We start from the raw sequence: 17,480 nt of genomic DNA, 5'->3' as shown, positions 1-17,480 counted from the left end.
GCTCGGTCACGGGGGAAGCCTTCGGACATCGCCAGAAGGAGTCCGTCGGCGGAGACCACCACCGTGTGCGACACCCCGGGGGTGTTGTCCACGAAGTTCGTGATCAACCAGTTCAGATTCTGCGCCGCCTGGCTCATCGGGCTCAACTAACGCTCCTGCTGGTAAGTCGGGCCTACGCCGCGATCGTGATTGCCGTCCGGACCGGTTCCGGCCTGGCGGCCCTGCTGGATCCCCCGGCGGAGGTTGGTCAGCCTCCCGCGCACGTCATCGGGCGCGCGCGAAACCTGCGGTCCGATCGGACCGGATTGCTGCTGTGGCTGTGCGGCGCCTTCCACGAGATTCGCGCGCGGTACGCGGCGTGGCAAGCCGGACGACGTTATGCCGCCCGCCGCGGGCCCCTCGCGGAGCTGCTCGGCGCGGCGCCAGCGCTCGTCGTTCGGCGACGTACGCCAGTTGGACGCCGGGCTGGTGCCGTTCGCCCCGGGGCCGAAGCCGTTCGCGTTGGTCCCGGCGCCGTTCGCCGTGGTGCCGGCGCCGGATCCGGCGCCGATCCCCTGGCCGTCGCCGCTGTCCCGCCGCGGGGCGGGGGGCACGGCGGACGCGGGGCGGCCGGACTCCGGCGGCTCGGGGGCGAGCCGTTGGCCGCGGCCGAGGGACCCGCCGTCCTGCGAGCGGAACCAGTCCGACTCGATGGTGTCGAAGATCGGCGTCCGGCCGTCGCCGGGCCCCGCGGGCGGGAGCGAGCCGGGCGTCTCGGCGCCCCGGCCGCCCGGCCGCTGCGGCAGCGGGAACTCCCCGGTGCCGGAGTTCTGGTCGCGCCCGACGCCCGGACCGCCCTGGCGGTACGAGCCGGTGTCGGCCCCCGGCCGCGGGGCGCCCAGGTCGGGTCGGGCGAACTGGCCGGTGTCGCCGGGTCCGCGGCCGCCCTGTCCGGCGGGTTCGTTGAACCGGGGCTGGGGGAACTCGCCGGTGTCGCCCGGGCCGCGGCCGCCCTGCCCTGCCGGTTCGTTGAACCGGGGCTGCGGGAACTCTCCCGTGTCGCCCGGGCCGCGGCCGTCCATCCGGCCCGGCATGGCGTATTCGCCGGTGTCGCCGGGGCGGCGGCCGCCCTGCCCTGCGGGCTCGTTGAACCGGGGCTGGGGGAACTCTCCCGTGTCGCCCGGGCCCCGACCGAGGTCGGGTCGGGCGAACTGGCCGGTGTCGCCGGGTCCGCGGCCGCCCTGTCCTGCGGGCTCGTTGAACCGGGGCTGGGGGAACTCTCCCGTGTCGCCCGGGCCGCGGCCGCCCTGTCCTGCCGGCTGGCCGAACCGGGGCTGCGGGAACTCGCCCGTGTCACCCGGGGCGCGCCGCGGCTCGAACATGCTCGGGCTCTCGCCCAGCTGGGGCCGGGCGAACGGGCCGGTGGTGTCGTTCTCCTCGTGCCCGCGCGGCGCGTCCATCGCCTCGCGCGTGGTGGGCCAGTCGTCCTCGCCCGACCGGCGAGCGCCCCAGCTGGTGCCGGGCTGCTGCGGGCCGGGGAGTTCGGGCGCCGCGCCACGCGAGGGCAGCTGCGGACGGCCGCCCTGGTCGCCGGGGGAGTCCGCGCGCATCGGGGCGCCGGTCGGCGGGGCCACGGTCGGGCCTTCGCCGCGTCCGCCGCCGAACCCGTCCGGGCGCGCGTCGCCGCGCTGGGGGAGCGGGGGACGGCCGGCGAAGTCGCCGGGCGGGCCCGCCGGGGCGTTCCGCTGGGCCGGGGGCCGGTTGCCGCCCTCGAAGAGGTTCTGGCCGGAGGGGGCGCCGCCCGAGGGGGGCGCGCCCGCGCCCGCGCCGACGGGGCGGGTGGGCAGCCCACCGCCCCCGCTGCCGGGCAGCGCGGCCCGCGAGCCGGAGCCGGGAACCTGCCGCCGCGACGGCAGGGAGCCCAGCATTCCGGCCGAGCCGCCGCCAGGGACGCCGGGACCACCGGGACCACCAGGACCGCCGGGACCACCGGGGCCGCCCGGGCCACCCTGGCCCGCGTTGCCCGGCGCCGGAGCGCCCGGCTTGCGGCCGCCCTGGGCGACGTCCACCGGCAGCATGACCAGCGCCGTGGTGCCGCCCGAGTCGGACGGCCGCAGCTGGATCCGGATCCCGTGGCGCAGCGACAGCCGGCCGACCACGAACAGGCCCATGCGCCGGGAGACCGACACATCGACCGTGGGCGGGCTGGCCAGCCGCTCGTTGATCGCCGCCAGATCCTCGGGCGAGAGCCCGATGCCGGTGTCGTGGATCTCGACCAGCACCCGGCCGTCGGGCAGCGCGTGACCGGTGACCTTGACCTTGGTCTGCGGCGAGGAGAACGAGGTCGCGTTCTCCAGCAGCTCGGCGAGCAGGTGGACCAGGTCGTTGACGACCCGGCCGGCCACCTCGTTCATGGGGACGGAGCTGAGCTCGATGCGCTCGTACTGCTCCACCTCGGACGCCGCCGCGCGCAACACGTCGACCAGCGGAACCGGCCGGGTCCACCGGCGGCCGGGCTCCTCGCCCGCGAGGACCAGCAGGTTCTCGCCGTTACGGCGCATACGGGTCGCGAGGTGGTCGAGCTTGAAGAGCGAGGACAGCTGGTCCGGGTCGGCCTCGCGGCTCTCCAGCTCGGAGATGAGCGAGAGCTGGCGCTGGATGAGGCCCTGGCTGCGGCGCGAGAGGTTGGTGAACATCGCGTTGACGTTGCCCCGCAGCAGCGCCTGCTCGGCGGCCAGCCGGACGGCCTCGCGGTGCACGTCGTCGAAGGCCGCGGCCACCTTGCCGATCTCGTCCCGGCTGTGCACACCGACCGACTCGACGGAGGTGTCCACGTCCTGCGGGTCGGACTCGGACAGCTGCTTGACCAGCTCCGGCAGCCGCTTCTGGGCGACGTCCTGGGCGGTGTCCTGGAGCCGGCGCAGCGAGCGGACCATGGACCGGGCGACGACGAACGCGCCGACCAGCGTGACGCCGAGGACGAGCAGGATCAGGGCGCCGTTGAGGATCGCGTCCTGCTGGGCTTCCGCGCGTAGATCGCGGGCCTTCTGCTTCATCTCACCGAGCAGCGTCTGCTCGATCCGGGCCATCTCATCGATCTTGATGGAGTCCTGGTCGTACCAGTCGATGGCGGTGCGCTTCTCGGCCTGGAGCCCGTTGGGGTCGCGCACCGCGCGGTCGGCGTACAGCGTCGCCGCCTTGATGTCCGCGCGGCTGTCCAGCGGCTCCAGCAGGTCCTCGGAGTTGCCTTCGCGGATCTGGTTGAACCGCCGAAGCGCCTCCTCCTCCTTGTCCACCGCGGTTCTGGCGAAGCGGCGGTCGTTGGCGGAGAACTCGGCGCCCTTGGGGTCGGCCAGCGCGGCGCTGATGAGCGCGCGCTGGATCGAGGCGTACTCCTTGGCGGAGGAGAAGGTGGCCAGCGCACGGGTACTGTTGATCATGTCGCTGTTGCTGGTGGCCTGGGCCATGTCCTGGGACAGCAGCAGCAGTGAGTCGATCAGTTCGTTGTAGTCCTGGGCGGTCAGCGAGTAGTACTGATCGTCCTGGTAGGCGCCGTCGCGGATCTGGCTGATCTTGCCGAGCTGCTTGCTGATGTCCACGAGCGTGGACTGCACGCCGGCCAGCGCCTTGTCGCCCGGATCGAGGTCCTGGGTGGCCCGGTTGAACGCCGCCACCTCGCGGTCGGTCTTCTCGCGGGTGGCGACGATGCGGTCGTCCTTGGCGCTGGCCTTGCCGGCCAGCGGCGCGGCCGACTTGTCGCGCTCCTCCTGGAGCGCGCTCGCCAGCTGGGTCGCCTGCTGCGTCATCTCGGTGAGCAGCTTCATCCGGTCGAGCTGCTCGATGTTGTCCAGCGAGCTGTTGATACGCAGCGCGCCGAGGGTGGTCGCGGCGACCACGGGCAGCGCCAGCAGCGAGACCAGCCGGGTACTGATGCGCCAGTTGCGCAGGGCGAGCCGGGTGCCCGGTCCGCTGGGGGCCTTCGGCTTGGGTTGGTCTGTCGGCGCGGCCCCGGCTGAGACGCCGGTCTGCGCACCGGAATCCGGGCTCTGGTGGTCGGCCGGGGCTCGTCCGGTGACTTGGGCGCGCTGGGGCGAGGAGCCGCGGTCGGTCCCTCCGCGCGGCTCCGGGTCCGCCGAAGCTTCCCCTCGGCCCTGGTGGGCTGGGGGAGACCCCTTACCTTCCCTCTTGAAACGTCCCTGCACTAGTGTCGCAACCTCTGGACCAGGCGCTTCACCGGCGGTGCGGTGAAACGGTGTCGAGTCACGGGGGACGGTCAGGCCCCCCTGGCGGTCGTGAGTGACCGGCGCGCTTCCTTCCGTTCGAGAAGAGGAGCCACCGCCGCTCGGCGTCTCCCTCTCCTTGTGCCCCCTGCGCGCCGGCTGTGTCCGCGGCGGTCCCGGGAATTCCAGCACAGTGCCGGATGCTGCAACAAGGGCAAGCGAAAATGCTGTGACGGGTGTGACGCTCAGTACGGGATTTATTACCGGATGTAGAAAGCCATCTTGTCGATAACGGACTTTTTTCTGCGAGTTGCCCGCAAAGTGCTCGTGTCCGGGTGGCGATGATCAAGATCGGAACGTCGCATTCCGGGTGGCAATGTCCGTTTCGGGGAGTTGTGGGGGGTGTCGTCAATGCGGCATTTGCCCGGTGGCTGGTGAGGAAACTCACAGACCGATCGTGACTTCTTTCCCGGATCGGTGGGCAAAGGGGCCTCTAGCCTGACGCTTTACACAGCCGGTCAAAACGACAACAACACGAGGCATGACTCACGTGAAGACGACGATGATGGTCCGCACCATAGCCAACCCGCGGCGCACCACCCTGGCGCATCTGAAGGACGCCGGCGAGCTGAAGTCCGCGGCCGAGGAGCGGCCGGAGCACTCCGTCGACCTCCCGACGCAGACCGCGAACCCCAAGCGCACCATCCTGAACGAGGCCCCCAACAGCTGAGCCTGTCGCCCGCCCCGGGGGAAATGGGCGGGGATGCGCGGGACACGGAGCGATAGCCTGGAGCGTCAGTCTCCAGCCAGTCCAGTGAAGAGGCAGCAGCTTCCCGTGCGCATCGCCAGGTTCTCCATCGACGGCAGCGTCGCCTTCGGCGTGGTCGAGGACGGACCGTCCGCCCAGGACGGTCCCGTGATCGACATCATCAAGGGCCACCCCTTCGCCGAATTCGAGCGCTCGGGCCGGACGGTCCCGCTGAGCGAGGTCCGGCTGCTGCCGCCCGTCCTGCCCAACAAGATCGTGGCGATCGGCCGCAACTACGCCGAGCACGCCGCCGAGCTGGGCAACGAGGTCCCCGACGTCCCGGTCGCCTTCTTCAAGCCGTCCACCTCCGTGATCGGCCCCGGCGACCCCATCGTCTACCCCTCCTTCTCCGAGGACGTGCACCACGAGGCCGAGCTGGCCGTGGTCATCGGCCGGATGTGCAAGGAGGTGCCCCGGGAGCGCGTCAAGGACGTGATCCTCGGCTACACCTGCGCCAACGACGTCACCGCGCGCGATGTCCAGAAGCGCGAGAAGCAGTGGGCGCGGGCCAAGGGCTTCGACACCTCCTGCCCGCTGGGCCCCTGGGTGGAGACCGGCATCGACCCCGCCGACATCGGCGCGGGCCTGGGCATCGGCTGCACCGTGAACGGGGAGCAGCGCCAGCTCGGCCGCACGAGTGAGATGGTGCGTCCGATCGAGGATCTGATCGTGCACATCACCGAGGCGATGACGCTGCTCCCCGGCGACGTCGTCCTCACCGGCACCCCGGCGGGCGTCGGACCGCTCAGCGTCGGCGACGAGGTCGCCGTCACCATCGAAGGCATCGGCACTCTCACCAACAAGGTGATCAAGCGTGGCTAGCGCAACCCCCTCCGCTCCCGTGCGGGTACGTTTCTGTCCCTCGCCGACCGGCAACCCCCATGTCGGCCTGGTCCGTACCGCCCTGTTCAACTGGGCGTTCGCCCGTCACCACGGCGGCACCCTGGTCTTCCGTATCGAGGACACCGACGCCGCCCGCGACTCCGAGGAGTCCTACCAGCAGCTGCTGGACGCGATGCGCTGGCTGGGCCTCGACTGGGACGAGGGCCCCGAGGTCGGCGGCCCGCACGCCCCGTACCGCCAGTCGCAGCGCATGGACCGCTATCGCGAGGTGGCGGACCAACTGCTGGAGAGTGGTCACGCCTACCGCTGCTACTGCACCGCCGAGGAGCTGGAGGAGCGCCGCGAGGCGGCCCGAGCGGCCGGTCGGCCCTCCGGCTACGACGGCAAGTGCCGCACCGTGACCGCCGAGCAGCGCGCCGCGTACGAGGCCGAGGGGCGCTCGTCCATCGTGCGCTTCCGGATGCCGGACGAGCCGATCACCTTCACCGACCTGGTGCGCGGCGAGCTCACCTTCACGCCGGAGAACGTGACGGACTACGGCATCGTGCGGGCCAACGGCGCCCCCCTCTATACGCTCGTCAACCCGGTGGACGACGCGCTGATGGAGATCACGCATGTGCTGCGCGGCGAGGACCTGCTGTCCTCCACCCCGCGCCAGATCGCGCTCTACCGCGCCCTCGCCGAGATCGGCGTCGGAAGCGGCACCGTGCCCGCCTTCGGTCATCTGCCGTATGTGATGGGCGAGGGCAACAAGAAGCTCTCCAAGCGCGACCCGCAGGCCTCGCTGAACCTCTACCGGGAGCGCGGCTTCCTCCCCGAGGGTCTGCTCAACTACCTCTCCCTGCTGGGCTGGTCGCTGGCGCCCGACCGGGATGTCTTCCCGCTGGACGAGATGGTCGCCGCGTTCGACATCGCGGATGTGAACGCCAACCCGGCGCGGTTCGACCTCAAGAAGGCCGAGGCGATCAACGCCGACCACATCCGGCGGCTGGATGTGAAGGCGTTCATCGAGGCCTGCGAGCCCTGGCTGAAGGCGCCGCACGCGCCCTGGGCCCCGGAGGCCTTCGACGCGGAGGCCTTCGAGACGCTGGCCCCGCTGGCCCAGACCCGGCTGACGGTGCTGTCCGACATCACCGCGAACGTGGACTTCCTCTTCCTCGACGAGCCGGTGGCGGACGAGGCGTCCTGGACGAAGGCGATGAAGCCGGGCGCCGACGCGCTGCTCGCCTCGGTCCGCACCCGACTCGCCGAGGCCGACTGGAACGCCGAGACCCTGAAGGCGGCGGTCCTGGCGGCCGGCGAGGAGCACGGCCTCAAGCTGGGCAAGGCCCAGGCGCCGGTGCGAGTCGCCGTCACCGGCCGCACGGTCGGCCTGCCGCTGTTCGAGTCGCTGGAGGTCCTGGGCCGCGAGCGCACCCTGGCCCGTGTCGACGCCGCGCTGGCGAAGCTGACGGCGTAGGGCGGCAGCTCACGCGCGTACGAGGGCGGTCACCGGGCTCCGGTGGTCGCCTTCGGCGTCCGCGACGCGTCGATACTCGTTTTGGTGGCCCGTCCACCATCGGGTAATGTTCTTCCTGCGCCGCCCGGGCGGGCCGAGAGGCCGGACCGGGGCGCAAAACCAGACAACACCCCTCAAAGGGTGGAGTTTTGGTGGGGTATGGTGTAATTGGCAGCACGAGTGATTCTGGTTCACTTAGTCTAGGTTCGAGTCCTGGTACCCCAGCAAGGGATCTTTTCGGTACTTCCGTAAGTCTCTTGATCAGCAGGACCAAGCCCCCGTTGTGTAGCGGCCTAGCACGCTGCCCTCTCAAGGCAGTAGCGCCGGTTCGAATCCGGTCGGGGGTACGGATCTCTTCTTTACGGAGACGGAGATCGCTAGGGCCCCCGTTGTGTAGCGGCCTAGCACGCCGCCCTCTCAAGGCGGTAGCGCCGGTTCGAATCCGGTCGGGGGTACTGGTCTATACCATGGGCTATGGTGTAATTGGCAGCACGAGTGATTCTGGTTCATTTAGTCTAGGTTCGAGTCCTGGTAGCCCAGCGCAGTACTCAAGCCCCCGTTGTGTAGCGGCCTAGCACGCCGCCCTCTCAAGGCGGTAGCGCCGGTTCGAATCCGGTCGGGGGTACTTTATTGCGAAAGCCCTGCGTGTTTTTCACGGAGGGCTTTTTCGTGTCAGGAATCGGTGAAACGGCGGCCGGATTCCTCGGTTTCCGCGAGTCGCCGCAGGGCCAGCAGTACGGGTTCGTACAGCACCGTCAGCGCGACGACCGCCTCGATCCGCTCCGTGGGGGAGCCGCCGTACTTCTCGACCAGATCCAGGTCCGCGACGGCCAGTTCGGCGGCCAGGCGGGCATGCAGCAGCAGATGGTCGGTCTCGTGCGGATAGCCGAGACGGGCCAGCGAGGCGATGGCCGCCACCAGCATCCCGTACGCGGGAGAGGTGTCGCCGAGCTCCTGGCCGTACGTCCAGCCGAGCCGCTCCAGCAGGGTGTCGACCTGGTGCCGGGCGTCCGCCGTCTCGGGGTCGTCCTCGGCCGGCTCCGGGCCGTGCGGCAGCGCCCAGACCGCGGCACCCATGCGGGTGTTCTGGGGCAGTGACTCGTCCTCCGCGGTCTCCAGTACCTCCCGGGCCGTTGCCACCGGCACCCGGCCCACCTGGATCAGCGCCCGCACCAGCCGCAGTCTGCGCAGATGCTCCTCGCCGTACTCGGCCTGGGTGGCGCTGACGCGCTCGCCGGGCGGCAGCAGCCGCTCGCGCAGGTAGTACTTGATCGTCGCGGTGGGCACCCCGCTGCGCTGGCTCAGCTCCTTGAGACGCATCCACTTGCCTTCCTGGTTGGAGAGTGACACTATCCAATCATTGGATAGTGCCGCTATCCGAGATTACCGCGTTGTGAGGGATGAGGGGATCGCCATGGGTGCCAAGCCGATAGCCGGGCGCATGACCGCCGACGCCGAGGGCGGGGTGACCGTCTTCATGATCGGCATGCGGATCAACCGCTTCCGGGCGCTGCGCAGCTGGTGGCCGGTGTTCCGGGCGATGCCGCGGATGCTGCGCGAGCTGTCGCGGGACAAGGACAGCGGCATGCTGGGGTACCAGCTGCTGTTCGGCCCGCCGCGGCTGATCTACGTCGTCCAGTACTGGGAGTCGCACGAGAAGCTGCTGGCGTACGCGGCTGACCAGGGCAAGGCGCACCGGCCGGCCTGGGCGGCGTTCAACCGGCGGATGCGGGAGGGCCGGGGCAAGGTCGGCTTCTGGCACGAGACCTTCGTCGTCCCGGCCGGTGCGCACGAGGCCGTCTACATCAACATGCCGGAGTTCGGCCTGGCCAAGGCCACCGGCGTCATCCCGGTCGGCCGCCGCGGTGACCGCGCGGCCGACCGGCTCGCTCTTTGAAGGGCTCGGTTCTCCCCCGGCTGCCACCGGGCTGAGCGCCCGGCCGGGGGTCAGGCGCCCCGGCGGAGGGCGTCCGTCAGGCGCGCGGCCGCGTCGATGACCGCCTGGGCGTGCATCCGGCCCGGGTGCCGGGTCAGTCGCTCGATCGGCCCGGACACCGAGACCGCCGCGACCACGCGGTTGGACGGGCCTCGTACGGGCGCGGACACCGAGGCCACGCCGGGCTCCCGCTCGCCGATCGACTGGGCCCAGCCGCGCCGCCGTACGCCCGACAGCGCGGTCGCCGTGAAACGGGCCCCCTGGAGCCCGCGGTGCAGCCGCTCCGGCTCCTCCCAGGCCATCAGGATCTGGGCAGCGGAGCCGGCCTTCATGGGCAGCGTCGAGCCCACCGGCACGGTGTCCCGCAGTCCGGACAGCCGCTCCGCCGCCGCCACGCAGATGCGCATGTCGCCCTGGCGCCGATACAGCTGCGCGCTCTCCCCGGTCACGTCCCGCAGATGCGTGAGGACCGGGCCCGCCGTGGCGAGCAGGCGGTCCTCGCCCGCCGACGCGGCCAGCTCGGCCAGCCGCGGGCCGAGGATGAAGCGTCCCTGCATGTCACGCGCCACCATCCGGTGGTGCTCGAGCGCTACCGCGAGCCGGTGCGCCGTGGGGCGCGCGAGACCGGTGGCCCCGACCAGCCCGGCGAGGGTGGCCGGACCGGACTCCAGAGCGCTCAGTACCAGAGCCGCCTTGTCGAGAACGCCGACGCCACTAGAGTTGTCCATGAAACGATATTCGCGTCTCACACTGTGAAACGCAAGTTCAATTTACGAGGCGACGCGCCACTCTGTAATGGCGGGCCCATAGACCAGGGTGCGCAGCCACACGAGCAGGGCCGGCGATGTTGCCGGCCGGAGGGAAAGCGATGGGACGGACACTCGCGGAGAAGGTCTGGGACGACCATGTCGTCCGGCGCGCCGAAGGCGAGCCCGACCTCCTCTTCATCGATCTGCACCTGCTCCACGAGGTGACCAGCCCGCAGGCCTTCGACGGCCTCCGCAAGGCCGGCCGCCAGGTCCGTCGCACCGACCTCACCATCGCGACCGAGGACCACAACACCCCCACCCTGGACATCGACAAGCCGATCGCCGACCCGGTCTCCCGGGTCCAGTTGGAGACGCTGCGCAAGAACTGCGCGGAGTTCGGCGTACGGCTGCACCCGCTCGGCGACGTCGAGCAGGGCGTTGTCCACGTGGTGGGCCCCCAGCTGGGACTGACCCAGCCGGGCACCACCGTGGTCTGCGGTGACAGCCACACCTCCACCCATGGCGCCTTCGGCGCGCTCGCGTTCGGCATCGGCACCAGCCAGGTCGAGCATGTGCTGGCCACCCAGACGCTGCCGCTCGCGCCCTTCAAGACCATGGCGATCACGGTCGAGGGCGAGCTGCCCGAGGAGGTCACGGCCAAGGACCTGATCCTGGCGATCATCGCGAAGATCGGCACCGGCGGCGGCCAGGGCTATGTCCTCGAGTACCGGGGCTCCGCCATCGAGAAGCTCTCGATGGAATCCCGGATGACCGTTTGCAACATGTCCATCGAGGCCGGCGCCCGGGCGGGCATGATCGCCCCGGACGAGACCACCTTCGCGTATCTCCAGGGCCGCGCCCACGCCCCCCAGGGCGCCGACTGGGACGCCGCCGTGGAGTACTGGCGCACGCTGCGCACCGATGACGACGCGGTCTTCGACCGCGAGGTGGTCATCGACGCCGCCGAGCTCGCGCCGTTCGTCACCTGGGGCACCAACCCGGGCCAGGGCGCGCCGCTGTCGGCCCGCGTCCCCGACCCCGCCTCCTACGAGGACGCCAGCGAGAAGCTGGCCGCCGAGAAGGCCCTGGAGTACATGGGTCTGACGGCTGGTCAGGCGCTGCGGGACATCAAGGTCGACACCGTCTTCGTCGGCTCCTGCACCAACGGCCGTATCGAGGACCTGCGCTCCGCCGCCTCCGTCCTGTCCGGCCGTGCCGTGGCCGACGGGGTGCGGATGCTGGTCGTCCCCGGCTCCGTGCGGGTCGCCCTCCAGGCCGTGGAGGAGGGGCTTGACAAGGTGTTCACCGCGGCCGGCGCCGAGTGGCGGCACGCGGGCTGCTCGATGTGTCTGGGCATGAACCCCGACCAGCTGGCGCCCGGCGAGCGGTCGGCGTCCACCTCCAACCGCAACTTCGAGGGCCGGCAGGGCAAGGGCGGCCGCACCCACCTGGTCTCGCCGCAGGTGGCCGCTGCCACCGCGGTCCTCGGCCATCTGGCCTCGCCCGCCGATCTGTCCGACGCCGACGCAACCGTTCCCGTGGGGGCCTGAGCAGTCATGGAAGCATTCACCACGCACACCGGCCGGGCCGTCCCGCTGCGCCGCAGCAACGTCGACACCGACCAGATCATCCCCGCGCACTGGCTCAAGAAGGTCACCCGCGACGGTTTCGAGGACGGGCTCTTCGAGGCCTGGCGCAAGGACGCGGACTTCGTGCTCAACCGCCCCGAGCGCAAGGGCGCGACCGTGCTGGTCGCCGGCCCCGACTTCGGCACCGGCTCCTCGCGTGAGCACGCGGTGTGGGCGCTTCAGAACTACGGCTTCAAGGCCGTCATCTCCTCGCGCTTCGCCGACATCTTCCGTGGCAACTCCCTCAAGAACGGCCTCCTGACGGTGGTGCTGCCGCAGGAGACCGTGGACCGGCTGTGGAAGCTGGTCGAGGCCGACCCGTCGGCCGAGGTCGCCGTGGACCTGGTCGACCGCCAGGTTCGAGCCGAGGGAATCACGGCTGATTTTGAGCTTGACGAGAACGCCCGATGGCGACTCCTGGAGGGGCTGGACGACATCAGTCTCACCCTCCGGCAGGAGGCCGAGATCGCCGCGTACGAGGCCCGGCGGCCGACCTTCAAGCCGAGCACGGTTGAGGTCTGAGCCCCCTGGGTCTTCCCTGGACAGAGCATGTTTGACACGATGCGTCGCCGGTCCCCGGACCGGCGGCGCATCGGCATGTTGAGGCCCCCTGAAGCGACAACTCGCCTCAGATGGCACAATCAGTGCATGGAACGCGACGGCCAACTCGAGCTCTACGGGCTTGTCGCGGACCGGCTCAAGGAAGCGCACACAAGGGTGCGCTCACTGCAAGTCCCGGAGGGCGTACGGATGGCGCTGTCCCGGAAGCTGCTGGTCATCACGGCGGCGGCGAAACACGATCTCGCGGACGCAGCGCGGCGTCTCGAGCGGTTGATGAACGACCTCGACGAGGGACGTTTCCCCCAAGATCCCGACTCCGACGGACATCCATGACATCCGAGTGCGTTGCGGCACAAGGGTGATAAGCCCGTTTCGTGTTTGATTTGCGGTATATATCTGCCTAACGTGCGAAAAAGCTTGAACACATTCGTTCTGGCAATGTCTCCGAAGGGGAAGACGTGAACAAGGCGCAGCTCGTAGAAGCGATTGCCGACAAGCTCGGCGGCCGTCAGCAGGCGGCGGAGGCGGTTGACGCGGTACTGGACGCGATGGTCCGTGCGGTCGTCTCCGGGGAGCGAGTTTCGGTCACCGGATTCGGCTCGTTCGAGAAGGTCGAGCGTCCGGCTCGTTACGCCCGCAACCCGCAGACCGGGGAGCGCGTCCGGGTCAAGAAGACCTCGGTGCCCCGCTTCCGCGCGGGCCAGGGGTTCAAGGACCTGGTGAGCGGCTCGAAGAAGCTCCCGCGGGGCGGCGAGGTGGCCGTGAAGAAGGCCCCCAAGGGCAGCCTCCAGGTCGCGGCGAAGAAGGCGGCGGCCAAGAAGGCCGCGGCGAAGAAGGCCGCGCCCGCCGCGAAGAAGGTCGCCGCCAAGAAGGCCCCCGCGAAGGCGGCGGCGGCGAAGAAGGCGCCGGCGAAGGCCGCGGCGAAGAAGACCACGGTCAAGAAGGCGGCCGCCACGGCGAAGAAGGCGGCGGCGAAGAAGGCCCCGGCGCGCAAGACCACCGCGCGCAAGACCACGGCCAAGAAGGCCACCACCGCCCGGAAGCGCTGATCCGCGGGTCAGCGGCACGCAGGGCGGCGTCACGCGCCGGGCCGGGCTCCCAGGAGGAGCCCGGCCCGCGGTGTGTTCGGGAGGCTGGAGCGTCAGAAGGTGTGCAGGGTCACCAGGACGACGCGGCGCGCCTCGCTCTCGCCCTCCACCTCGATCCGCACCCGCTGCCCGGGGCGCAGCAGCCGCAGCCCTCCGGCGTCGAAGGCCGCCGCGTCGAAGGGCAACGGGGTCCCGTCGTCCAGCAGCACGCTGCCGGAGCGGGTCTCGGAGTCGTATGTGTACGCGGTCGCCTGCATACAACCAGCGTAGCGGCGGGGTTTTCCGGGCAGATCAAGCCCGTCCGGCGATTGAGGACCGGGGTCCGGGGCGGAGCCCCGGTTGTGGGCAGCCGCGCCGCGGGCTACGCGGGGCCCGGGACGGGGTGGCGCGCGGTGTGCGGGCCCACCCCGAGCGCCAGCGCGGCCCGCAGGTCCGCGCCCGTATCCACGTCGCGCCGCACCGAGTCGACCCCCCGCAGCCATATCTCCCGCGCCCCCGACGCCCGGTGCCGGGCCCGGGAGGGCCCGCCGAACGCGGGGGACAGCTCCACCCCAGGCGCCGCCGCGAGCAGCGTCGTGCCCACCCCCGCCGCATCCGCCAGAAAGGCCCGTGGAAAGGCGGAGGCGGCCTCGAGCACCTGCTCGAGCTCCTCCGGCCGCAAGGCCGGGAGATCGGCGTTCAGGGCCGCCACGGCGGCCGTGGGGAGCTGCTGCCGCACGGCCAGGGCGCCCTGCGTGAGCGCCGCGTTCAGGCCGCCGCCCGGCGGGTCCGGGAGGATCCGGGCGCCGAGGGCCGACAGCTCCCGCGCCGCGAGCGGGTCGTCCGTGACGACCGTCACCCCGCGCACCGCCCGGCACGCCAGGGCGGCGGCCACCGTGTCCTGCGCGAACGCCAGGGCGAGCCCCGGCCGCAGAGCGTCCCCCGCGGCGTCGGCGAGCCTGCTCTTGGCCTGGGACAAGGGCTTCAGCGGCACCACCAGCGTCCACGCCCCACGGACTCCATCGCTTCCCACGGGCCTCATTCTCGCCTGCTGTCGGAGCCGCCGGGGACGTGCGGGGTTACGGTGTGCTCGACAGACCGGGTGTCTGGGGCGACACTTGTGCGGCTGCCCGGACGGGCAGCAAAGCCAGCAGGTCAGCAGGGTCCAAGAGGAGGATGTTCCGAGTGTCCGGCCGCAGAATCGGCTTCTGGTACCGCTTGGCGGCGGTCCTGGTGAAACCGCCGCTCGTGGTCCTCTTCAAGCGGGACTGGCGCGGAATGGAGCACATTCCCGTCGACGGCGGATTTATCACCGCGATCAACCACAACTCACATCTCGATCCCTTCTCGTACGCCCACTTCCAGTACAACACCGGGCGCATGCCGCGCTTCCTGATCAAGGCCGGCGTCTTCAAGGGCGGCTTTGTGGGCGCCTTCCTGCGCGGGACCTCGCAGATCCCCGTCTACCGGGAGTCCACCGACGCGGCCAACGCCTTCCGGGCCGCCGTGGACGCCGTCAACAGGGGCGAGTGCGTGGCCTTCTACCCCGAGGGCACCCTCACCCGCGACCCCGGGCTGTGGCCCATGCGCGGCAAGACCGGCGCGGCGCGCGTCGCGCTGCTCACCAAGGCGCCCGTGATCCCCGTCGCGCAGTGGGGCGCCAACCAGGCGCTGCCGCCGTACGCCAAGCGGCCCCGGTTCTTCCCCCGCAAGACGCTGACGGTGCACGCGGGCCCGCCCGTGGACCTGTCCGCGTACTACGGCAAGGAGCCCACCGCCGAGGTGCTGCGGGCGGCCACCGACGACATCATGGCGGCGGTCGCCGAACTCCTCTCCGAGGTGCGCGGGGAGCCCGCGCCCACCGAGCGCTACGACTACCGGGCCGGTAAGTCCCGCGCCGCCGGGGAACCCCCCGCGGCCGAAGAGGAGAGCAAGTGACGCGCTGCGCCGTCTACGGCACCGGCTCCTGGGGCACCGCCTTCGCGATGGTGCTCGCCGACGCGGGCTGCGAGGTGACGCTGTGGGGCCGCAGGCCCGGCCCCGTGGAGGCCATCAACACCACCCGCGCCAACCCCGACTATCTGCCGGGGACCGAGCTGCCGCGGTCGGTACGGGCCACCACCGACCCGGCGGAGGCGGCCCGGGGCGCCGAGTTCACCGTGCTCGCCGTGCCCTCCCAGACGCTGCGCGGCAACCTCGCCGAGTGGGCGCCGCTGCTGCCCGCCGACACCGTGCTGGTCTCCCTGATGAAGGGCGTGGAACTGGGCACCGCCAAGCGGATGAGCGAGGTGATCGGGGAGGTCGCCGAGGCGCCCGCGGAGCGGGTCGCCGTGCTCACCGGGCCCAACCTGGCCAAGGAGATCGCGGCCCGCCAGCCCGCCGCCTCGGTGGTCGCCTGCCGCGACGAGGCCGTGGCGCGCCGCCTCCAGGCCGCCTGCCACACCCCGTACTTCCGCCCGTACACCAACACCGACGTGGTCGGCTGCGAGCTCGGCGGAGCGGTCAAGAACGTCATCGCGCTCGCCGTGGGCATCGCCGACGGAATGGGGCTCGGCGACAACGCCAAGGCGTCGCTGATCACCCGGGGACTGGCGGAAACGACCCGGCTGGGGCTCGCCATGGGCGCCGACGCGCACACCTTCGCGGGCCTGGCGGGCATGGGCGACCTGGTCGCCACCTGCTCCTCGCCGCTGTCCCGGAACCACACCTTCGGCACCAACCTCGGCCGGGGCATGACGCTGGAGGAGACCATCGCGGTCACCAAGCAGACCGCCGAGGGCGTCAAGTCGTGCGAGTCCGTGCTCGATCTCGCCCGGCGGCACGACGTCGACATGCCGATCACCGAGACCGTGGTGAGCGTCGTCCACGACGGCAAACCGCCGCTGGTCGCGCTGAAAGAGCTGATGTCGCGCAGCGCGAAGCCCGAGCGACACTGACCACGCCCGGACCGCAAGGTAATCTCAACGCGTTATGAGCAGCCAGAGCCCCGCCCCCAGCCCTGTCCCGCCCCCTTCCGGAGGGGAGCCGCGGAAGCTGCGCGTCGCCGTCGTGTTCGGCGGCCGCAGCTCCGAGCACACCATCTCGGTGGTCACCGCCGGCGCGGTGCTGCGCGCCATCGACCGCGAGAAGTACGACGTGCTGCCGATCGGGATCACGGGCGACGGGCGTTGGGCGCTGACCGTCGACGAGCCCGACCGGATGGCCATCGCGGACCGGGTGCTGCCCAGCGTCGAGGGGCTCGCCGAGTCCGAGGAGGGCTCGGTCCTGCTCCCGGTCGAGCAGGGCAACCGCGAGGTGGTCTACGCCGAGCCGGGCGCGGTGCCCAAGGCGCTCGGCGAGGTCGACGTGGTCTTTCCCATGCTGCACGGCCCCTATGGCGAGGACGGCACCCTTCAGGGGCTGCTCGAGCTGTCCGGCGTGCCCTATGTGGGCGCCGGAGTCCTCGCCTCCGCCGTCGGCATGGACAAGGAGTACATGAAGCGGGTGTTCGTCTCCTTCGGGCTGCCGGTCGGCCCGTACGAGGTGATCCGCCCCCGCGAGTGGGAGCAGGACCCCGCCGCCGCGCGCAAGAAGATCGTCGACTTCGCCGGTGAGCACGGCTGGCCGGTCTTCGTGAAGCCCGCGCGCGCGGGTTCCTCCATCGGCATCTCCAAGGTCGACGACATCTCCGGCCTGGAGGAGGCGATCGAGGAGGCGCGGCGCCACGACCCGAAGATCGTCGTCGAGGCGCTGCTGCGCGGCCGCGAGATCGAATGCGGTGTGCTGGAGTTCGAGGACGGCCCGCGGGCCAGCGTGCCCGCCGAGATCCCGCCGGTCTCCGCCCACGACTTCTACGACTTCGAGGCGAAGTACATCGACTCGGCGGACGGCGTGGTGCCCGCGCCGCTCACCGCGGAGCAGACCGAGCGGGTGCAGGAGCTCGCGGTGCGGGCGTTCGAGGCGACGTCCTGCGAGGGCCTGGTCCGCGCGGACTTCTTCCTCCAGGACAACGGCGAATTCGTGATCAACGAGATCAACACCATGCCCGGCTTCACGCCCATCTCGATGTACCCGCGGATGTGGCAGGAGAGCGGCGTGAGCTACCCGGAACTGGTGGACCGGCTCATCCAGGCCGCGCTGCGCCGCCCGACGGGGCTGCGCTAGGCGACGACGACGCCATGGCCCCGGGCGGCGCGCCCGGGGCCGGTGCGT

At 71.2% G+C, this 17,480-nt stretch carries 17 protein-coding genes and 5 tRNA genes; 16 read left to right on the top strand and 6 right to left on the bottom strand.

What is annotated here, in order from left to right; all coding sequences use genetic code 11:
- Together ACH4S9_RS42940 and ACH4S9_RS42935 are read right to left on the bottom strand one after the other, a co-directional pair.
- A partial coding sequence (locus ACH4S9_RS42940; protein WP_210606506.1) for a roadblock/LC7 domain-containing protein occupies window positions 1-137 on the bottom strand: 137 nt, incomplete at its 3' end.
- Between the two features lie 9 nt (window positions 138-146).
- The gene (locus tag ACH4S9_RS42935) at window positions 147-4,181 is read right to left on the bottom strand and encodes a nitrate- and nitrite sensing domain-containing protein (protein WP_398377047.1); all 4,035 of its coding nucleotides are present in this window, start codon (window positions 4,179-4,181) and stop codon (window positions 147-149) included.
- Between the two features lie 568 nt (window positions 4,182-4,749).
- On the opposite strand from ACH4S9_RS42935, the gene ACH4S9_RS42930 reads away from it, so the two are divergent.
- From ACH4S9_RS42930 to ACH4S9_RS42895, 8 genes are all read left to right on the top strand, one after another.
- Complete coding sequence (locus ACH4S9_RS42930; protein WP_398377052.1) at window positions 4,750-4,929, top strand: hypothetical protein; 180 nt, start codon at window positions 4,750-4,752, stop codon at window positions 4,927-4,929.
- A gap of 105 nt (window positions 4,930-5,034) precedes the next feature.
- The gene (locus ACH4S9_RS42925) at window positions 5,035-5,829 is read left to right on the top strand and encodes a fumarylacetoacetate hydrolase family protein (protein ID WP_311727838.1); all 795 of its coding nucleotides are present in this window, start codon (window positions 5,035-5,037) and stop codon (window positions 5,827-5,829) included.
- Entirely contained in the window at window positions 5,822-7,309 is a 1,488-nt protein-coding gene (gltX, locus tag ACH4S9_RS42920) for a glutamate--tRNA ligase (RefSeq protein WP_358847597.1), read from the top strand. Before ACH4S9_RS42925 ends, gltX begins: the two co-directional genes overlap by 8 nt.
- A 192-nt stretch (window positions 7,310-7,501) precedes the next feature.
- Window positions 7,502-7,573: transfer RNA gene (locus tag ACH4S9_RS42915), tRNA-Gln, on the top strand.
- A 49-nt stretch (window positions 7,574-7,622) separates the two neighbouring features.
- A tRNA-Glu gene (locus ACH4S9_RS42910) sits at window positions 7,623-7,695 on the top strand.
- Between the two features lie 35 nt (window positions 7,696-7,730).
- Window positions 7,731-7,803: transfer RNA gene (locus ACH4S9_RS42905), tRNA-Glu, on the top strand.
- Window positions 7,804-7,816: 13 nt separating this feature from the next.
- Window positions 7,817-7,888, top strand: a tRNA-Gln gene (locus ACH4S9_RS42900).
- A 12-nt stretch (window positions 7,889-7,900) separates the two neighbouring features.
- Window positions 7,901-7,973: transfer RNA gene (locus ACH4S9_RS42895), tRNA-Glu, on the top strand.
- A gap of 47 nt (window positions 7,974-8,020) precedes the next feature.
- On the opposite strand, the gene ACH4S9_RS42890 is transcribed toward ACH4S9_RS42895, so the two are convergent.
- Window positions 8,021-8,668, bottom strand: a complete 648-nt coding sequence (locus ACH4S9_RS42890) for a MerR family transcriptional regulator (RefSeq protein WP_398377051.1) — start codon at window positions 8,666-8,668, stop codon at window positions 8,021-8,023.
- A gap of 94 nt (window positions 8,669-8,762) precedes the next feature.
- Between ACH4S9_RS42890 and ACH4S9_RS42885 the strand changes: the two genes are divergently transcribed.
- On the top strand, window positions 8,763-9,245 hold the full coding sequence (locus tag ACH4S9_RS42885; RefSeq protein WP_398377046.1) for a DUF4188 domain-containing protein: 483 nt from the start codon (window positions 8,763-8,765) through the stop codon (window positions 9,243-9,245).
- 50 nt (window positions 9,246-9,295) lie between these two features.
- Here ACH4S9_RS42885 and ndgR read toward each other — a convergent pair whose 3' ends face one another.
- Entirely contained in the window at window positions 9,296-10,012 is a 717-nt protein-coding gene (gene ndgR / locus ACH4S9_RS42880; RefSeq protein ID WP_089510951.1) for an IclR family transcriptional regulator NdgR, read from the bottom strand.
- Window positions 10,013-10,152: 140 nt separating this feature from the next.
- Between ndgR and leuC the strand changes: the two genes are divergently transcribed.
- The 4 genes from leuC (at window position 10,153) to ACH4S9_RS42860 (ending at window position 13,271) form a co-directional block, all read left to right on the top strand.
- A complete protein-coding gene (leuC, locus tag ACH4S9_RS42875) occupies window positions 10,153-11,583 on the top strand; it encodes a 3-isopropylmalate dehydratase large subunit (RefSeq protein ID WP_311727834.1) in 1,431 nt (476 codons plus the stop codon).
- Window positions 11,584-11,589: 6 nt separating this feature from the next.
- Window positions 11,590-12,183, top strand: coding sequence for a 3-isopropylmalate dehydratase small subunit (gene leuD, locus ACH4S9_RS42870; RefSeq protein ID WP_398377045.1), 594 nt, complete (start codon window positions 11,590-11,592; stop codon window positions 12,181-12,183).
- A gap of 126 nt (window positions 12,184-12,309) precedes the next feature.
- Entirely contained in the window at window positions 12,310-12,555 is a 246-nt protein-coding gene (locus ACH4S9_RS42865; RefSeq protein WP_311727832.1) for a hypothetical protein, read from the top strand.
- 125 nt (window positions 12,556-12,680) lie between these two features.
- Window positions 12,681-13,271: an HU family DNA-binding protein gene (locus ACH4S9_RS42860; protein WP_311727831.1), complete on the top strand. Its 591-nt coding sequence runs from the start codon at window positions 12,681-12,683 to the stop codon at window positions 13,269-13,271.
- Window positions 13,272-13,363: 92 nt separating this feature from the next.
- On the opposite strand, the gene ACH4S9_RS42855 is transcribed toward ACH4S9_RS42860, so the two are convergent.
- Both ACH4S9_RS42855 and cofC read right to left on the bottom strand, forming a co-directional pair.
- Window positions 13,364-13,567, bottom strand: a complete 204-nt coding sequence (locus ACH4S9_RS42855; RefSeq protein WP_311727830.1) for a hypothetical protein — start codon at window positions 13,565-13,567, stop codon at window positions 13,364-13,366.
- A 104-nt stretch (window positions 13,568-13,671) separates the two neighbouring features.
- Window positions 13,672-14,331, bottom strand: a complete 660-nt coding sequence (gene cofC, locus ACH4S9_RS42850; protein ID WP_385350166.1) for a 2-phospho-L-lactate guanylyltransferase — start codon at window positions 14,329-14,331, stop codon at window positions 13,672-13,674.
- Between the two features lie 143 nt (window positions 14,332-14,474).
- On the opposite strand from cofC, the gene ACH4S9_RS42845 reads away from it, so the two are divergent.
- The 3 genes from ACH4S9_RS42845 to ACH4S9_RS42835 are packed head-to-tail and all read left to right on the top strand — an operon-like array spanning window position 14,475 to window position 17,432.
- Complete coding sequence (locus ACH4S9_RS42845; protein ID WP_358847599.1) at window positions 14,475-15,227, top strand: lysophospholipid acyltransferase family protein; 753 nt, start codon at window positions 14,475-14,477, stop codon at window positions 15,225-15,227.
- Complete coding sequence (locus ACH4S9_RS42840; protein WP_385350162.1) at window positions 15,224-16,225, top strand: NAD(P)H-dependent glycerol-3-phosphate dehydrogenase; 1,002 nt, start codon at window positions 15,224-15,226, stop codon at window positions 16,223-16,225. Before ACH4S9_RS42845 ends, ACH4S9_RS42840 begins: the two co-directional genes overlap by 4 nt.
- 34 nt (window positions 16,226-16,259) lie before the next feature.
- The gene (locus tag ACH4S9_RS42835; protein ID WP_352133729.1) at window positions 16,260-17,432 is read left to right on the top strand and encodes a D-alanine--D-alanine ligase family protein; all 1,173 of its coding nucleotides are present in this window, start codon (window positions 16,260-16,262) and stop codon (window positions 17,430-17,432) included.
- The last annotated feature ends 48 nt before the right edge of the window (window positions 17,433-17,480 follow it).

It is taken from the genome of Streptomyces sp. NPDC021225 (genome assembly GCF_044332865.1).
Classification (GTDB): Bacteria; Actinomycetota; Actinomycetes; order Streptomycetales; family Streptomycetaceae; genus Streptomyces.
The sequence above is the reverse complement of the archived record's forward strand: the minus strand, read 5'-3'. Positions and strand labels throughout refer to the sequence as shown.

What these genes read in the sequence shown, in the direction of transcription:
- leuC (WP_311727834.1), top strand. Translation starts at nt 10,153, where the DNA reads ATGGGACGGACACTCGCGGAGAAGGTCTGGGACGACCATGTCGTCCGG.
- ndgR (WP_089510951.1), bottom strand. Translation starts at nt 10,012, where the DNA reads ATGGACAACTCTAGTGGCGTCGGCGTTCTCGACAAGGCGGCTCTGGTA.
- ACH4S9_RS42885 (WP_398377046.1), top strand. Translation starts at nt 8,763, where the DNA reads ATGGGTGCCAAGCCGATAGCCGGGCGCATGACCGCCGACGCCGAGGGC.
- ACH4S9_RS42855 (WP_311727830.1), bottom strand. Translation starts at nt 13,567, where the DNA reads ATGCAGGCGACCGCGTACACATACGACTCCGAGACCCGCTCCGGCAGC.
- cofC (WP_385350166.1), bottom strand. Translation starts at nt 14,331, where the DNA reads ATGAGGCCCGTGGGAAGCGATGGAGTCCGTGGGGCGTGGACGCTGGTG.
- leuD (WP_398377045.1), top strand. Translation starts at nt 11,590, where the DNA reads ATGGAAGCATTCACCACGCACACCGGCCGGGCCGTCCCGCTGCGCCGC.
- ACH4S9_RS42890 (WP_398377051.1), bottom strand. Translation starts at nt 8,668, where the DNA reads ATGCGTCTCAAGGAGCTGAGCCAGCGCAGCGGGGTGCCCACCGCGACG.
- ACH4S9_RS42865 (WP_311727832.1), top strand. Translation starts at nt 12,310, where the DNA reads ATGGAACGCGACGGCCAACTCGAGCTCTACGGGCTTGTCGCGGACCGG.
- ACH4S9_RS42835 (WP_352133729.1), top strand. Translation starts at nt 16,260, where the DNA reads ATGAGCAGCCAGAGCCCCGCCCCCAGCCCTGTCCCGCCCCCTTCCGGA.